The sequence below is a fragment of the Paracoccus sediminis genome, assembly GCF_900188295.1.
Taxonomy (GTDB): Bacteria; Pseudomonadota; Alphaproteobacteria; order Rhodobacterales; family Rhodobacteraceae; genus Paracoccus; species Paracoccus sediminis.
The window spans coordinates 24,168-40,813 of the sequence record NZ_FZNM01000017.1 but is presented as its reverse complement, the minus strand read 5'-3'; the positions used below and the strand labels follow the sequence as shown (position 1 = coordinate 40,813).

The window sequence follows — 16,646 nt, the reverse complement described above, 5'->3', positions numbered from 1 at the left end:
GCCGGTACCGTCAGAACCGGATGCGAAGCGAGGCTTCGATGGTCCGCCCCGCTCCTCGGATGCCGGGGGCGACCTCGAAGGGTTCGTCCAGCAGGTTCCACAGGTTCAGCTCGGCCAGGAAACGCTGATCGGAGGATTCCCAGACCGCCCCCAGATCGGCCGTCCACACGCCGTCCACGCGCCCGCCGGTCTCGTCCCCGATCCGCGGCCCGATCCAGATGGCCGACAGTGTGGCGCGGATGTTGGCCGGATGCACCCAGGTCAGGCCCAGACGGGCTGCGCTGTCGGGAACGAAGGGCAGGGCCTTGCCAAAGGTCGGACTGGCGGGATCGTCGTTGCGGCTTTCGTTCCGGGCGATCGTCGCGAAAAGGCCGATCCCCTGCGGCAGCTTGTAGTTCAGGGTGGCCGCGATCCGGTCAAACCGCCCTTCGGCCACGTCGATCCAGTCAAGGCCGGTCGGGATCGGGACCGAAATGCCGGTAAACCGCTGGCGCTGCACATCCACCGTCGTGAACAGACGGTCGGTCCATTCCGCATCCCATCGCAGGATCGCGGTTTCGGCGTGCCCGCCGGGATCCAGGGGCATCCGGGCAGGCTGCATGGCCAGAATGCCGATCGGGGCCAGCGTCGTGTCGCCGGTGCCGGCGGTTTCGGCGATCCAGGCCGCGCGCAGCCAGTGCCCGTCCGCCGGGCGCCACGAAACGCCGATGCGCGGATCCAGCCGGGACACGTTCAGGTCGCCGTCAAGGCGCAGGGCAATCGCGCCCATCTCGGCCGACAGGCCGGGACGAAGATCCACGTTCACGTTGGCCCAGGCCCGCGCCGCATCAAAGGACTGGCTGCGGCCGTCGCGGGTGACGCTGGAGAGGGGGCCGACGATGGTGATGTCCTTGCGGGACCGCGATGCCGTGACGCGGCCCGCTTCGGCCCCGGCGCGCAGCACCCATGGCCCGCGGCCCAGGCGCCAGCCAAGGGCCGCCATGCGTGTGCTTTGCCGCGTGTCGGCGGTGATGTCGCGCAGGCCCAGGATTCCCCCCGCCGCCAGAGAGGCGAGAAGGCCGGTTTCCCCCGTCCGCTGTTCGGCCCGCGTCCCGAAAACCGCCGCCTCGACCACGTTCTGCCAGCCGAAGCTGTGGCTCCAGCCCAGGCCTGCGCGATCCAGGCGGGTGTTGCGGCTGCGGTCGAACAGGATCGCGTCAAAGGGCAGCAGCGGCTGGTCCACAAGGATCAGGCCATTGCCGATCCGGGATGTGTCGCGGGCCGTCTGGGCGTAGAAGACGACGCGGTCGTCGGGGGTGACGCTGGCCGTCGCATAGGCCAACCCCGACCTGACGCGGTCGTCCAGATCGAATCGCGACAGCGGGATCGCCGATCCGGGTTCGCGCCAACTGCGGCTGTCCGCCAGCCCGTCCTGTTCAACCAGCAGATAGCCGCTGGCCGGAACGGGACGATTGCCGAATCCCTGCAATTCCAGGCTGCGGGTGCTGCGGGCCTCGGCATCGGTGACGACCGTTCCAAATCCCAGCGTGGCTTCCACGAAGGGACGGCGCACCACGTCGTTGCCGCGTTCGCGGCCCGCCAGGATGCCGGGCGACAGCAGCAGCCCCTGGAACAGGCCGGAAAAGCCCGACGGGTCGGGGAGCGGCTCGGCGACGTTCCCGCCATGGCTCAGATCCGAGGCGACCGGAAGCACGCTGCCCGACACCGCCTGGTCGATCAGGCTTGCGCCGTCGAAGGGGTCGAACACCGACTCGCCATAGGATCGTCCCCAGGCCTCCAGCCCTTGCAGCCGGAACGCCTGGTTCAGCAGCGACCCTTCGGTGCGGTTCGCCTCGGCCCCGGCAAAATCGCCGCCCCGCGCCCGTGCGCGGCGCATGGCCGATTGCGCGGCCGCGATGGCCTGGTCGGCCCGATAGTCGTCGATGGCCAGCGAGGCCGCGGCCTGCGCCGCCACCGGGTCGTCCGGGTCCAGCCGGTCGGCGTTGTCAAGCGCCTGTTGCGCCAGGTCGCGTTCTCCGGCGGCGATATGGGCGGCGGCCAACAGCAGAAGACCCTGGGAATAGGCGGGGTTGGCCGTCGAACCCGCCAGCAGGTCGTCCTGCGCGGCGGCGACATCGCCCCGTTGAAGGTTCCAGCGGCCCCGCGCGAACAGCGCCACGTCAAAGGCGGGATCCAGGGCCAGGGCACGGTCGATCAGCGGCTTGGCCTCGGCCGGGCGGTCCTGATCCAGGTAAAGAAAGGCAAGATTGGCATGGGCCACCGGGTCCATCGGCTGCAACGCGATCGCGCGCCGCAGCGCCGCCTCGGCCTCGCGGTTGGCGCCCCGTGTGGCCTGCACCAGCCCGATCTGGTTCCACAGCGACGCCACGCCCGGAGCGTTGGCGACCGCCCGACGCAGAGCGGACAGGGCCTCGGCGTGACGGCCTTCGAAATCCGACAGATAGACAGCCTGGGCCTCCAGGGCGGTCGGATCGTTCGGATCGATGGCCAGCGCCCGCGCGATGGCCGCCCGCGCCTGGGGGCGGTCATCGACCAGCATGGCCAGCCGCGCGCGGGCGGCAGGCAGGATCGCCTGGTCGGGAAAGCGCGCCTCGGCCGTCGCCAGGTCGTCCAGCGCGGCGGGAATGTCCAGCAGCACCGCCTGCAAATAGGCGCGGCCAAGCGCGCCCGACGGCGTTCCGGAAACGGCCGGGGGCGTTTCGACACGGGTGGGGTCGGCCAGGGCGCGGGCGAAATAGGCCGCGTGATCGGCCACGGCCCGGCGGTCGGCGTCCAGTCCCGGCACCGCCGCCGCCAACAGCCGCTGCGCGTCGCCATAGCGGCGGTCGTTCGCGGCGATCAGACCCTCGACCAGATCCAGCCGCGCGACCAGATCCAGCCGCGCGACCCGCGCGCGGGCCAGCGCCAGCGCCGTCCGCGCGGCGGCGGCACCGTCAAGCGCAAAGGCTACCTCGGCCGCGGCGACGTGATCGGCGGGGCTGCGCGCCCCCGGCGGCAGGTCCGCAAGGCGGTCGCGCTCGGCTCTCAGGACGGCATGGGGGAAGGGCGACGGGGTCAGCGCGAAAAAGGCCGAACGCAGCGATAGATAGGTCAGCATCTGTTCGCGGTCCGACGGGTCGGTGATGACGATCCTGGCGGGCGCCTCGCCGATGCGGGCGGCGGCGGCCTCGCCTTGGCGGACCGTGACCGTGCCTTGCGGGTTGCCGAGGGCGACGATCCCCTCCAGAACGGTCAGCACGGTGCGGTCGCCATCAACCGTCAGGGCAAAGTCGGTGCCCCGGACCGCCGCCGCCGCCGCCGGGGTTTCGACGGTCAGGCCCAGCCCGCCACGCGCGGCCCGGCCCCACAGGGTTCCCCGCTGCAATTCGAACACGCTGTCGGCCGCCGCGCCCACGGACTTGACGATGATCGTGGTGTTCCGCGCCAGCCGCATCTGCGTGCGGTCCGCGAACATCACCGCAAGATTACCTGTCGCATTGGTCCGCAACACGTCCCCCGCCAGCAGATCCTGGGCCAGTTCCACGGCCGTCCAGCCCGCCAGATCGATGAAGCGCACCTCCTCGCCGGACTTGCGGGCAATCACGGATCCCGCAGGGGTTGCGCTGCGAAGCATCGGTTCCGCGAGGGCCGGACCGGCCAGCAGACAGACCGCGGCCACATGCCAGGGCAGTCGCATACGCATGAACAGGGATCCCGAAGAAAACGACCCGACCTGTCCTGTTATCCGGTCGGCCGCGCCATGGGTCAAGCCGCCAGTTCGACGATGGGACACGGTTGCCGCGCCGTCCGGGGGCATGGTAAGGTCTGGTCGGAATGTTGCAGTTTCAGCAGGTGCGCCGGTGAAATCCGAACCCATGCCCGACGCTCCGGGACCGGATGCGCCGGGGGCGGACAACCTGCCCGAGGCCCCCGCGGGCGCCGATCCCTATTGGGAACACCTCAAGAAGGTCAACGACGTCTTTTACGACCAGATAAAGACGGCCGACCAGAAGGCCGCCTATCTGTTCACCTTCATGGTCGCCTTTCTGCTGGCCTCGGCGGAAGGGCGCGACGTCTTTTCGCTGGCGGCCTATCGCGATGCCACGCCCGTTCAAGCGGCGATCACGGGGGTCATGGCACTGGCGGTCCTGCTGACGCTGTTTTCGGCGCTGGGCGTGGTCTTGCCGCGCAAGCTGGCCCAGGGAACGTCGCTGTTCTGGGGCGCATGGCCGGACCAGGGCCGCCGCCTGCTGGCCGCGCGCGACGCGGGCGATGCGGTGTTCCTGTTCGACGAATACGCCCGCAACGTCGAAAACCTGGCCACCCTGGCACGGCGCAAGTTCCGCCTGGTGGGCCTGGCGTTCCGCGGACTGATGGTCTGGCTTGCCTGTTATGTTCTGTTGCTGGCGGCAGGCCCGCCGGGCTGATCTTGCCGCGCCGGAACAATCATCCGGTGGGGTCGGAAAGGTCTTCGTGCAGGCACAGGATGTTGCCCTCCGGGTCGCTGAACCAGGCGGCCTTTTCCGACCCCAGCAGGCAGACGTGATCGGACGTCTTCAGCCCCGGCAGGTCGTAATCGGCAAACACTACCCCACGGGCCTCAAGTTCCTCGATGGCGGCACGGATGTCGGCCACCTGAAAGCTGAGGGCGGTGTGGTCGGCCCTGGTTCCCGCATCCTTGGGAAACAGCGCGATCCTGGTTCCGCCGCAGCGATAGACCACCTTGCCGTCGCGCTGTTGGGTGCCCGCGGGCAGCGCCAGCGCCCCTTCGTAAAAGGCCCGCGCCCGGTCAAGATCGACCACCGGCAGCATCACCGTAACCTGGCTGGAATCGAACTGCATGACACACTCCGCACCTGCCTGCGCAGGCCATCATCCTACGCCCGATCCCGGCGCCATGCCAGCGGCTTGCGCGGGGCACAGACGGCGCCGGTCAGCGGGATTTGCCGCGTGGCCGGAAGGTCGTGACCAGATCCCAGGCGGCAAGGGCCACCGTGACGGCGACGACGCCGATCAGATCCACCCGAGGAACGTGGATCACCAGGATGGCCAGGAACGCCACCAGCGTAATGAAGGCCAGGACGGCCATAATCAGGTTCATGATGTCATCCTTCGGCTTCCAGAGTTTCGAGATGGGCCGCCAACCAGCGGGCCGTGCGCAACAGCCGCGCGTCGTCGCCGCGCCGCCCGACCAGCTGGATGCCCATCGGCAGGCCGTTTTCGGCCCTGAACACCGGCAGCGTGACCGCAGGCATCCCGGTCAGCGTCCACAGCCCGTTGAAGATCGCATCGCCCGTATCCGCCAGCCCGCGCGGCGCAGGCCCCGGCGCCGCCGGGCACAGGATCGCGTCGCACCGCGCAAAGACCGGCTCCATCCCCCCGTTCAGGACCGCCCGCCAGTCGAGCGCCGCGATGTAGTCGCGCGCCAGCACCGCTTTGCCTTCGTCCATGGCCGTGCGCAGCACATCCGACATCCGGTCCCGCCCGCGCCGTTCCAGGGCGTGATAGCATTTGGCCATTTCGGCGACATTGATCCGCCTGCGGATCGCAGCGGCGTCGTCCAGGCCGGGAACCTCCACCTCGAAGCACTGATCGCCCAGCAGGGTGGACAGTTCCTGCACGGCAGCGGTGGTCTGGGAATCGGCCCGGTCCCAGCCGGGCGGTTTCAGAAAGGCGAAGACCGGGATGACGGGCGGGGCCGACAAGGCCGTGTCCAGCAGGCGCGGCGGAGGCAGCGGCTGGGTCGCGGGATCGGCGGGATCGTGGCCGGCCAGAACCTCGGCCAGCAGGGCGCAGTCGGCGACGCTGCGGGCAAAGACGCCCACGGTATCCAGCGTGGGCGACTGCATCAGGATGCCCGTCCGGGGGATCGCCCCGAAGCTGGGTTTCATCCCCACGATGCCGCAAAAGGCCGCCGGGCGGATCACCGATCCGCCGGTCTGCGTGCCCACCGCCAGCGGCACCATGCCCGCCGCGACCGCCGCCGCCGAACCCTGCGACGATCCGCCCGGCGTATGGTCCGGGTCGTGCGGGTTTCGGGTCTTGCCCGGATGCAGGAACGCGCCTTCGGTCGTGACCGTCTTGCCCAGGATGATCGCGCCCGCCGCGCGCAGCCGGGCGACGATCCAGGCGTCCTCGGTGGGGACGCGTCCCGCGTCGATGGGGGTGCCGTTTTCGGTCGGGATGCCCTTGGTGTCGATGATGTCCTTCAGACCGACCGGCAGGCCGTGCAACGGACCCAGCGGGCGCCCGGACTGGCGCCACTGGTCCAGCCGCTGCGCCTGCGCCAGGGCGTGGCCTTCGTCGATCCAGGCCCAGGCGCCGATCCGGGGTTCCAGTTCGGCGATCCGGTCCAGGCAGGCCCGGACCAGATCGACGGCCTTCAGCGCGCCCGTGGCCAGGCGGTCGCGCATCTCGATCGCCTCCAGCCCCAGCACGGCCTGACCGTCAGCGCGACGGGCCATAGACGGCATCCGGCAGGCTGAACACGATCTGCGGAAAGGTGTACATCAGCAGCATGGCGATCAGCACCAGACCGCAATAGGGCAGCACGCCCGCGAAGATCTCGGTCAGCTTCATGCTGGGTGGCGCGATGCCCTTGAGGTAATAGGCGCTCATCGCCATGGGAGGTGTCAGGAAGCTGGTTTGCAGGTTCAAGGCCACCAGCACCCCGAAGAACAGCGGGTCGATCCCGAACAGCGGCAGCAGCGGCAGGAAGATCGGCACGAAGATGATGATGATTTCCGACCATTCCAGCGGCCAGCCCAGCAGGAAGATGATAAGCTGTGCGATCAGCAGGAACTGGATCGGCGTCAGATCCAGGCTTTGCACGAATTCCGCGATGACCTGTTCCCCGCCCAGATAGCTGAACACCGCCGAAAAGGTATAGGATCCCACGAACAGCCAGCAGACCATGGCCGTGGTGCGGACCGTCAGATAGACGCTTTCGCGCAGCCGGTCAAAGGTCATGGCGCGATAGGCGATGGCCAGCAGGATGCCGCCCAGGGCGCCGATGGACGCGGCCTCGGTCGGGGTGGCTAGGCCGAACAAGATCGATCCCAGCACCGCCAGGATCAGGATGGCCAGCGGCAGAAAGCTGGTGGCCAGCATCCACATCAGCTTGCCGAACGGCACGCTGGGCACCTCGGCTTCGGTAGGCTTGGGGGCCAGCGACGGGTTCAGGATCGCGCGCGTCACGATATAGACGAAATACAGGCCGACCAGAACCAGGCCCGGCAACAGCGCCGCCGCGTACAGACGCACGATCGACACGCCGGATGCGGCGGCATAGACGATCAGCATGATCGAGGGCGGGATGAGGATGCCCAGGGTTCCGCCCGCGCAGATGATACCCGCCGCGAAGCTGTGGTTATAGCGCATCTTCAGCATCTGCGGCAGCGCCAGCAGGCCCATCAGCGTGACGACCGCCCCCACGATCCCCGTGGCGGTTGCGAACAGCGCGCAGGTGATGAGCGCCGCCACCCCAAGCGCGCCGGGCAGGTTGCGCGTGGCCACCGCCAGCGTGCTGAACAGCTTGTCCACGATGTTGGCGCGTTCGACGATGTATCCCATGAACAGGAACAAGGGGATCGCGGTCAGCACCTCGTTCGAGATGACCGTATAGGTCTGGTTCACGAACAGGTCGAAGATGCGGTTGTTGTACAACCCCTCGATCCACAGGGACACGGAATCCCACAGGCCCGCATCCTCCTCCAGTCGATTGAAGGACCGCCACATGCGTCCGGGATCGTAATAGGCGTAATAGCCGAACCCGATGCCGATCGCCATCAGCGTAAAGGCGATGGGAAAGCCCAGGAACACACAGAAGATGAAGATGCCAAGCATGAACAAGGCGATCTGCGGATCGGTCACGGCGCGAAACTCCAAGGTCGGATGGCAGGGGATGAACCGGCGTCAGGCCGGGCCGTGGGGCGTTTCTTCGGTGATCTGCTTCATCAGGATCGTCTCGGTTTCCTCGACGTCCCAGTCCAGCGGCGGCCAGGTGCCGGTGCGGATGCACAGGATGCAGCGCATGACCTGGGCGATACCCTGGATGAACAGCAGGATCCCGGCCGCGACGATCACTGTCTTGAACTGATAGATCGGGATGCCGGCGGGGCTGTTGACCGACACCTCGCCATAGCTCCAGGATCGGCCGGCGTATTTCCATCCGGCAAAGATCAGCGCCAGGATGCCGGGAAAGAAGAACAGGAAATACAGCGCCAGATCCACCCGCGCCTGGGTCCGGTCAGACCACAGCCGGTACAGGAAATCGCCCCGCACATGGCCGCCGCGCGACAGCGTATAGGCGCCGCCCATCATGAACAGCGTGCCGTACATGATGAAGCTGATGTCGAGCGCCCAGGGCGTCGGGTTGTTGAACAGATAGCGGACCATGACCTCGTAGCTCATCCCGACCGTCATCAGGATGACCAGCCAGCCGAAGGCCTTGCCGAACCAGGCCGACAGGTTGTCGGCGAACTGAATGTATCGCTGCATTGCTGAATGTCCCCAGGGCCGGTATCGCGGATGGGGGCGCGGACTGCGCCGCGCCCCTTGATGGTCACAGCTTCAGCTTGCCGGGATAATAGTGTTCGAAGGCAAGCCCCAGGTCGGGCGCGTTCATCAGTTCGTAATAGGCCACCTGTTCGGTCCAGGCCCGCTGGCTGTCCATGACCTTCTTGTTGAAGGGATCGGTTTCCAGATCCGCGATCAGCGTGTCCCAGGCGTCCAGCTGGGCGGCCAGGATTTCCTTTGGCGTGCGGTGCACCGTGACCCCCCCCGCCGACAGTTCGGCCAGATCCTTGGAATATTCGCGCATCGCCAAGGCCAGGTTCGACGTGGCCGACGCCTCGACGCCGTATTTCAGGATCGCCTGCAAATCCTCGGGCAAGTCGTCCATGAAATCGCGGTTGAAGATGAATTCAAAGGACTCGGATGCCTGGTGATAGGACGAGAGGTAATAGTTCTTGGCCACGTCCTGCGCGCCGAACCGGCGGTCGGACGAGGGGTTGTTGAATTCGAAGGCGTCGATCACGCCGCGCTCCATGGCGGGCACGATCTCTCCGCCCGGCAATTGGGCCACGGACATGCCCATGCTTTGCAGCAGATCGGCGGCCAGGCCCACGGTGCGGTATTTCAGGCCCTGAACGTCGGCGACGGTGTTCACCTCGTTCTTGAACCAGCCGAAAGGCTGGGCGGGCATGGGCATTCCCATGTAGCCATAGACGTTCAGGCCCAGGATGTCCTGGGTCAGTTCGCGATAGAGTTCCGCCCCGCCGCCCTGATAGAACCAGGCCAGCATCGTCGTGGCCGACCCGCCGAACACCGGTCCGGTGCCAAAGAAGGACGCGGCCTTGGACTTGCCGTACCAGTAAACAGGCACGGTATGGGTGGCGTCGATCACGCCGTCGTGGACCGCGTCCATCACCTGGAACGCGCCGACCACGGCGCCTGCGGGCAGCAGATCGACCGTCAGGCGGCCGCCCGACATTTCCTCGACCCGCGTGGTGTATTCGCGCGCCATGTCCATCCAGATGTCGGACGCGGGCCACGAGGTCTGCATCTTCATCACGATGGGGGCCTGCGCCAGAACCGGCGGCGCGGCCAAAGCGGCGGCGGCCGCAGCGGTTCCGCCGACGGCGCCCTTGCGCAGAAACGATCGGCGCGAAAATCGCGCGGATTCACGAAGATTGGTCATCGGTGTCCTCCCAGACGGTGAAGTCGCTTGGCGCGACATGTTGTTGCGATCGATTAGAAAGCCCGTTTTCAGTTTGTGCAACTGGACTTTTTGCCGAGACAGGCAATTAATCCAAAACCCTTGTCCGGATCCCGACCCTTGCGGCCTCGGATGACGCAGGGGAAACGGAGGTCAGCGGGCACAAGGTTCCGATCGCCTGCACCCTTCGCCCCCTGTCCTTGTGCCGCTTTTTGCCGAGTCCGAGAACGGGAGATCCCGAAGCGCCACCGGCTTGGAGCCTTTCGGCAACCTGCACGCTGTTCCCGCGGGCTGCGGGCCGTCCGACGGGGTGGCCTGACGGCGCCGGTCATTCGGGCAAGGTATAGGTCGCCGTGATCGAGCCATACCAGGCGGCAAGGGCCTTGATGTCGTCGTCGCTCAAATCCCTGGCGATGATGGACATCTGTGGATCCTCGCGGCGCCCCGCACGAAAATCCTGCAACTGCTTGGACAGGTATTCAACGCTTTGTCCGCCGATGTTGGGGATCATCGGGTTCGTGCCCGCGCCATCGACGCCGTGGCAGACCCGGCAGGTCTGGGTGGCGGGGGGCGGAGTTCCGGCGTCCTGCGCATGGGCGGCGGCGGCGCAGAGGCCAAAGGCAGCGGCGAATGCCAGGCCGTGAAATGATGTCATGATATGCTGCTTTCCTGGTGGGGACCGGGGCGGCGGCGACCGCGCCCCGGATCAGAGTTCAGTTCGCGGGCGCGGCGGGGGCGGTTTCCGCTGCGTCGGACGCCGCCGGCGCTTCTGGAGTCGCTGCCGCATCGGACGCGCCCGACCCCGCCTGCGCGTCGCCGGTATAGGCGATGCGCCAGATCGCCCCGGCGTAATCGTCCGACACCAGCATCGATCCGTCGCGCAGGAAAGCGATGTCCACGGGACGGCCGCGATATTCGCCCGTGTCACCGTCCAGCCAGCCGTCGGCGAACACCTCGGTCCCGGCGGCCTTGCCGTCGGCGTCAAGACGGGTGAACATCACCCGCGCGCCCACCGGCGTGGTCCGGTTCCAGCTGCCATGTTGGGCCGAGAAGATGCCGCCGCGGTATTCCTCGGGAAAGGAATTGCCGGAATAGAACCGCATCCCCAGATCGGCGGCATGGGCGTCCATTTCCACCTCCGGCTCGACGAACTCGACCCCCTCGGGCCGGGGCACGTCCTTGAAGTCGGGCACCTCGACGCTGGCATTGGTCCAGGGGAATCCGAAATGCTGCCCGGCCTCGGTCTGGCGGTTCAGTTCGCCCGGCGGGGTGTCGTCGCCCAGGCCGTCCACCTGGTTGTCGGTCCACCACAGATCCCCGTTGGCCGGGTTGAAGTCGTGGCCGACCGAATTGCGGATGCCACGCGTGAACACCTCGCGCTCGGTGCCGTCGGTGTTCATGCGGATGATGCCGCCGATGCCCAGTTCGTCGTATTTTTCCAGCTTTTCGCGCGGCTGGACATTATAGGGCTGGCCCAGAGAGACATAGAGCTTGCCGTCCGGCCCGATGCGGCAGACCCGCGCGGTGTGGTTGAAGCTTTCTTCTTCGGCCGGGATCAGCTGGCCCTTGGGAACGACGGTGCCCACGGCGGGATCCGGTCCCTCGAAAAAGAACTCGGCCGCCGGAAAGGTCAGGACGCGGTTGCGTTCGGCGATGTACAGGAACCCGTCGGGCGAAAAGCACGGCCCGTTCGGAACGTCGAAGGTCAGGGACGGGGCAAAGTCCATCACCTCGTCCGCGACGCGGTTGCGGTCCCGGTCCACGACCGACCAGACCTTGTCCTTGCGCGTGCCCACGAAGACCACGGTGCCCTGCGGCGCCACGGCCATGGACCGGGCATCGGGGACCACGGCGTACAGGGTGGCCTCGAATCCGTCCGGGACGTTGATGTGGGGCACGATCGACTTCAGCGCATCGGCGGTCGGGCCGGTCTGTTCGATGCGCGTGAAGGTGGCATCGCTGCGCTGCATCCCTTGCAGCGCGTCCAGGTCTTCCTGAGCAAGGGCCGGCATGGCCATGGCCGCCGTCGTTAGAAGCAATCCGCAGAGTCTGACGCGTTTCATTGTCTCTCCTCCCTGGTGCAGTCCGTTGCGGGCAGGATCGGGCGACCCTTCCTCCAAAGGGATGCGCGGTCCGGTCGGTGGGGCCTGTGCAACGCGCCCCGCCTGTGCCCAAACGGGATGATCTATGCTTTCGCCGTCTTTTCAACAGCTTTGTTGGCACATCAGACCAAATGATGTCAGCCCCGCGCAAAAATGTCCGCGTGGCCAAGAACGATGCCGCCGGAAGCGCGTTGACCATGACAATGACCCAGCCAATTCATGTGAGGACGCAGCATGTCAGCCAACGATCACGCCTCGCCGACCGGCAACGGCGGAGAACTGCACCAGCAGGCCGGGGGCGACGTGCCGCCGCTGACCACCCAGGTCGGCGCCCCCGTGTCGGACGACCAGAACAGCCTGCGGGTGGGACGCCGCGGCCCGACCCTGATCGAGGATCAGGCGTTCCGCGAGAAGATCTTCCATTTCGATCACGAACGCATCCCGGAACGCGTGGTCCATGCGCGCGGCTATGGCGCGCACGGATTTTTCGAAACCTATGACAGCCTGTCCGACATCACCGCCGCCGACATCTTTCAGCGCGCGGGCGAAAGGACCGAGGTTTTCGTGCGCTTTTCGACCGTGGCGGGCAGCAAGGGCTCGTTCGATCTGGCCCGCGACGTGCGCGGCTTTGCCGTCAAGTTCTATACCAAGGAGGGCAACTGGGATCTGGTCGGCAACAACATTCCCGTGTTCTTCATCCAGGACGCGATCAAGTTTCCCGACCTGGTCCATGCCGCCAAGCCGGAACCCGACAGCGGCTTTCCGCAGGCCCAGACGGCGCATGACAATTTCTGGGACTTCATCTCGCTGATGCCGGAATCGATGCACATGATTATGTGGACGATGTCCGACCGCGCGATTCCCCGGTCGTTCCGCTTCATGGAAGGGTTCGGCGTCCATTCCTTCCGCTTTGTGAATGCCGAGGGCGACGCCCGGTTCGTCAAGTTCCATTGGAAGCCCAAGGCGGGCCTGCAATCGGTGATCTGGGACGAGGCGCTGCGCATCAACGGCGCCGATCCCGATTTCCACCGCCGCGACCTGTGGGACGCGATCAACGCGGGCGATCACCCGGAATGGGAACTGGGCGTTCAGGTGTTCGACGACGCCTTTGCCGAATCCTTCGACTTCGACATCCTGGACGCCACCAAGATCATCCCCGAGGAGATCCTGCCCGTGCGCCCGATCGGCCGGATGGTCCTGAACCGGATGCCCGACAACTTTTTCCTGGAAACCGAACAGGTGGCCTTTCAGACCGGCAACATCGTTCCGGGCATCGACTTTTCCGAGGATCCGCTGCTGCAAGGGCGCAACTTCAGCTATCTGGACACGCAGCTGAAACGGCTGGGCAGCCCGAATTTCAACCACATTCCCATCAACGCGCCGCGCTGTCCGTTCCACCATTTCCAGCAGGACGGCCACATGGCCATGCACAATCCGCGCGGACGGGCGAATTACGAACCGAACGGATGGGGCGGCGCGCAGGGCGGTCCCCGAGAGGTCGCGCAGGGCGGCATCCGGGCGGTTCCGGTGTCCTATGGCGGGGAAAAGGCGCGGATCCGGTCGGAAACCTTTGCCGATCATTATTCCCAGGCCCGGCAGTTCTATGTCAGCCAGACCCCGGTGGAACGAAAGCACATGGCCGACGCCCTGATCTTTGAGCTGTCCAAGGTCAAGACGGTGGCGATCCGCCTGCGGATGCTGTCCCATCTGCTGAACATCCACGACGATCTGGCGCAGGCCGTGGCACAGGGGCTGGGCATAGCCGACCTGCCGCAGCCGGCGAAGGCCGCGGTTCCGCCGCGCAACGACCTGCCCGAAAGCCCGGCGCTGTCGATCCTGAAGAACGGTCCCGACAGCTTTGCGGGCCGCAAGATCGGCATCCTGGTGACGGACGGGTCCGACGCCGGAGAGGTCAAGGGCATCGTGGATGCCGCCAAGGCGGAGGGCGCGATGGTCATGTTCGTCGGTCCCATTGTGGGAAGCGTCACACTGTCGGACGGTTCCGAACTGGACCTGGACGAAAAGGTGGACGGCGCCCCGTCGGCTGTCTTTGACGCGGTCGCGATCCTGCCTTCGGCCGATGGGGTCAAGATGCTGGCCATGATGCCCGCCGCCCGCGACTTTGCGGCGACCGCCTGGGCGCATTACAAGTTCGCAGCCTATAACGACGCGGCGCAGACCCTGTTTGCCAAGGCGGGCCTGCCCAAGGGGTTGGACAAGGGCTTTCTGCCCGCATCGGACGCAACGGGCTTTGTCGCCGCCTGCCGCGGCCTGCGGTTCTGGGACCGGCAGGACGCGGCCTGAACCGTGGAATGGGGCGTCCAGGCGCCCCGTTCCGGTCACCCGAGCCGGTGTTGACGGATGCGGGATGGGGCGCTTGCGAAAAACGCCTCGCACGCGGCCCTGACGCGGTCGATGGACCCGTCGTCGACATCAAGATGCGTGACCCATCGCAGGGTGCCATGACGACCGCCCACCAGAATGCCGCGTTCGGCCATGAAGCGGCCGAAGGCATCCACGTCGATGGCCGCGGGCGTCATGAAGACCATGTTCGTCCGGGCAGGCCCTGCGCCCAGTTCCGCAAAGCCCGACAGGACATCCGCCAGTCGCGCGGCGCGGGCGTGATCGTCGGCCAGCCGCGCCACGTTGCGTTCAAGCGCATGGATGCCCGCCGCGGCCAGAATGCCCGTCTGCCGCATCCCCCCGCCCAGCATCTTGCGGATCCGCCGGGCCGCCTCGATCAGATCCGCGGACCCCGCCAGAACCGACCCCACGGGCGCCCCCAGGCCCTTGGACAGGCACAGCGACACGGTGTCGAAGGGCCGCGAAATCGTTTCGGCGTCCCGGCCCGTGGCGACGGCGGCATTCATCAGCCGCGCTCCGTCCAGATGGGTGGCCAGACCGTGCCGACGCGCCAGCCCGGTTGCCTCGGCCACATATGCCTCGTCCAGCACCAGGCCGCCAAAGGTGTTTTCCAAGGCCAGCAGCCGGGTCCGGGCATGGTGGAAATCGTCGGGCTTGATCGCCTGTTCGATGGACGAAAGGGCGATGGTTCCATCCGGTTCGTTGGCAAGCGGCTGCGGCTGGATCGATCCCAGCACCGCCGCGCCCCCGCCTTCGTAACGATAGGCATGGGCCATCTGCCCGACCAGATATTCGTCGCCCCGTCCGCAATGGGCCATCAGCCCGGCCAGGTTCGACTGTGTGCCGGTCGGAAAGAACAGCGACGCTTGCTGTCCCAGACGCTCGGCCGCCATCGCCTCTAGCCTGCGGGTGGTGGGGCAGTCGTCGTAAACCGCGTCCCCGACCGGGGCCTCGGCCATGGCGGCACGCATCGCGGCATCGGGCCGCGTCACGGTGTCGGAACGGAAATCGTCCATGGGTGTCCTTTCCCTGTTCCGGGCACCATGACGGAATTGTCCCGGCAGGACCAGACATCCGACCGCCGCCATGGGCCGCAAAACCCCTGTCGCGCGCGCCGCGCCCCCGTTACCGTGGCGCGTGAACTGGATCGGAGGTCGGATATGGAATTCTTGGCAAGGGCAACGGGGGTGGTGGGCGGCGCCGTCGCGCGTCTTCGACGCATCGGAACGCCTGCACGGCAGGCCATAGGGGCCAACCCGCAGATCCCCCAGGCCAGGCCGCAAGGCATCATGACGCTGAAGATGCCCGTGGCCCAAGGCTGGACGGACGGTCGCCTGCCCATCTGCGCGCCCGGCCTGCGCGTCGCGGCCTTTGCTGCGGACCTGGATCATCCCCGCTGGATCGAGGTTCTGCCGAACGGCGATGTTCTGGTGGCGGAATCCAAGGAACGGCCGGCACCGCCCAGGACGCTGATGGACCGCGCGGCGCAGGCGACGATGCGCCGGGTCAAGGCCATCGGCGACAGCGCCAACCGCGTGACCCTGTTGCGGGATGCCGATGGCGACGGCGTGGCCGAAATCCGCACGGTCTTCGTGCAGGACCAGAACCAGCCCTTCGGCATGGCGCTGATCGGAGACCGGTTCTTTCTGGGAAACACCGACGGCATCGTGGCATTCCGTTACGAAGCCGGTGCCACCTCGCTGGCGGGGCAGGGGCAAGGGCTAATCGGCTTCAAGCCCCATGGGCACTGGACCCGCAGCCTGATCGCGTCCCCGGACGGGGCCAGGCTCTATGCCGGGGTCGGATCGCTGACCAACATCGCCGATCAGGGCATGGAGGCCGAGGAAGGCCGCGCGGCGATCTGGGAACTGGACATCGCGACGGGCAAGGCCCGCATCTTCGCATCCGGGCTGCGCAACGCCGTCGGCATGGCGTGGGAGCCGGTCCGCGGAACCTTGTGGACCGTGGTGAACGAACGCGACGGGCTGGGCGACGAGACGCCGCCCGATTACCTGACGCAGGTTCGGGACGGCGGATTCTATGGCTGGCCCTATTCGTACTGGGGAAAGGTCGTGGATGACCGGGTTGCCCAGGATCCCGCCCTGGTGGCCCGCGCGATCACCCCCGATTACGCCTTGGGCGGGCACACGGCCTCGCTTGGGCTGTGCTGGATGCCTGCGGGAACCCTGCCCGGTTTCGGCGACGGCATGGTCATCGGCCAGCACGGATCGTGGAACCGGGCCAGGCTGAGCGGTTACAAGCTGATCTTCGTGCCTTTTGCCGATGGCGCGCCCAGCGGCCCGCCGCGCGACATCCTGACGGGGTTCCTGTCGGACGACGAACGGATCGCCTATGGCCGGCCCGTGGGCGTCGCGATCGGCCCGGACAGGCGGTCCCTCCTGATGGCGGACGATGTGGGCGACGTGATCTGGCGCGTGTCGGGGGCCTGAGATCGGCCGATCGGACGGATGACCCTGCAAGAA

The 16,646-nt window shown here is 67.0% G+C and carries 13 protein-coding genes; 3 read left to right on the top strand and 10 right to left on the bottom strand.

The annotated features are described in order from the left end of the window. Positions 1-10: 10 nt before the first annotated feature. Positions 11-3,682, bottom strand: a complete 3,672-nt coding sequence (locus tag CHB77_RS16275) for a TonB-dependent receptor domain-containing protein (RefSeq protein WP_165456306.1) — start codon at positions 3,680-3,682, stop codon at positions 11-13. Between the two features lie 157 nt (positions 3,683-3,839). Here CHB77_RS16275 and CHB77_RS16270 point away from each other — a divergent pair, with 157 nt between their 5' ends. Next, complete coding sequence (locus CHB77_RS16270) at positions 3,840-4,406, top strand: Pycsar system effector family protein (RefSeq protein WP_207303061.1); 567 nt, start codon at positions 3,840-3,842, stop codon at positions 4,404-4,406. A gap of 19 nt (positions 4,407-4,425) precedes the next feature. On the opposite strand, the gene CHB77_RS16265 is transcribed toward CHB77_RS16270, so the two are convergent. The 8 genes from CHB77_RS16265 to CHB77_RS16235 form a co-directional block, all read right to left on the bottom strand. Continuing rightward, complete coding sequence (locus CHB77_RS16265; protein ID WP_089389233.1) at positions 4,426-4,821, bottom strand: VOC family protein; 396 nt, start codon at positions 4,819-4,821, stop codon at positions 4,426-4,428. Between the two features lie 91 nt (positions 4,822-4,912). Further along, positions 4,913-5,080, bottom strand: a complete 168-nt coding sequence (locus tag CHB77_RS18415; protein WP_165456307.1) for a hypothetical protein — start codon at positions 5,078-5,080, stop codon at positions 4,913-4,915. A 4-nt stretch (positions 5,081-5,084) separates the two neighbouring features. Then, positions 5,085-6,443 (bottom strand): amidase, encoded by a 1,359-nt coding sequence (locus tag CHB77_RS16260; protein WP_089389232.1) that lies wholly within the window; start codon positions 6,441-6,443, stop codon positions 5,085-5,087. After that, positions 6,427-7,851 (bottom strand): TRAP transporter large permease, encoded by a 1,425-nt coding sequence (locus tag CHB77_RS16255; RefSeq protein WP_089389266.1) that lies wholly within the window; start codon positions 7,849-7,851, stop codon positions 6,427-6,429. Before CHB77_RS16255 ends, CHB77_RS16260 begins: the two co-directional genes overlap by 17 nt. 42 nt (positions 7,852-7,893) lie before the next feature. Beyond that, positions 7,894-8,478 carry a TRAP transporter small permease subunit gene (locus tag CHB77_RS16250; protein ID WP_089389231.1) on the bottom strand — a complete coding sequence of 195 codons (585 nt, stop codon included), beginning with the start codon at positions 8,476-8,478 and terminating at the stop codon, positions 7,894-7,896. 64 nt (positions 8,479-8,542) lie between these two features. Further along, positions 8,543-9,679 (bottom strand): TRAP transporter substrate-binding protein, encoded by a 1,137-nt coding sequence (locus CHB77_RS16245; RefSeq protein ID WP_089389230.1) that lies wholly within the window; start codon positions 9,677-9,679, stop codon positions 8,543-8,545. Positions 9,680-10,025: 346 nt separating this feature from the next. Next, on the bottom strand, positions 10,026-10,352 hold the full coding sequence (locus tag CHB77_RS16240; protein WP_089389229.1) for a c-type cytochrome: 327 nt from the start codon (positions 10,350-10,352) through the stop codon (positions 10,026-10,028). Positions 10,353-10,410: 58 nt separating this feature from the next. Next, the gene (locus CHB77_RS16235) at positions 10,411-11,760 is read right to left on the bottom strand and encodes a PQQ-dependent sugar dehydrogenase (RefSeq protein ID WP_089389228.1); all 1,350 of its coding nucleotides are present in this window, start codon (positions 11,758-11,760) and stop codon (positions 10,411-10,413) included. 273 nt (positions 11,761-12,033) lie between these two features. On the opposite strand from CHB77_RS16235, the gene CHB77_RS16230 reads away from it, so the two are divergent. Continuing rightward, positions 12,034-14,103, top strand: a complete 2,070-nt coding sequence (locus CHB77_RS16230) for a catalase (RefSeq protein WP_089389227.1) — start codon at positions 12,034-12,036, stop codon at positions 14,101-14,103. Between the two features lie 35 nt (positions 14,104-14,138). On the opposite strand, the gene ltaE is transcribed toward CHB77_RS16230, so the two are convergent. Next, positions 14,139-15,179, bottom strand: a complete 1,041-nt coding sequence (ltaE, locus tag CHB77_RS16225) for a low-specificity L-threonine aldolase (protein WP_089389226.1) — start codon at positions 15,177-15,179, stop codon at positions 14,139-14,141. 144 nt (positions 15,180-15,323) lie between these two features. Here ltaE and CHB77_RS16220 point away from each other — a divergent pair, with 144 nt between their 5' ends. After that, positions 15,324-16,613, top strand: coding sequence for a PQQ-dependent sugar dehydrogenase (locus tag CHB77_RS16220; protein WP_089389265.1), 1,290 nt, complete (start codon positions 15,324-15,326; stop codon positions 16,611-16,613). Positions 16,614-16,646 lie beyond the last annotated feature (33 nt).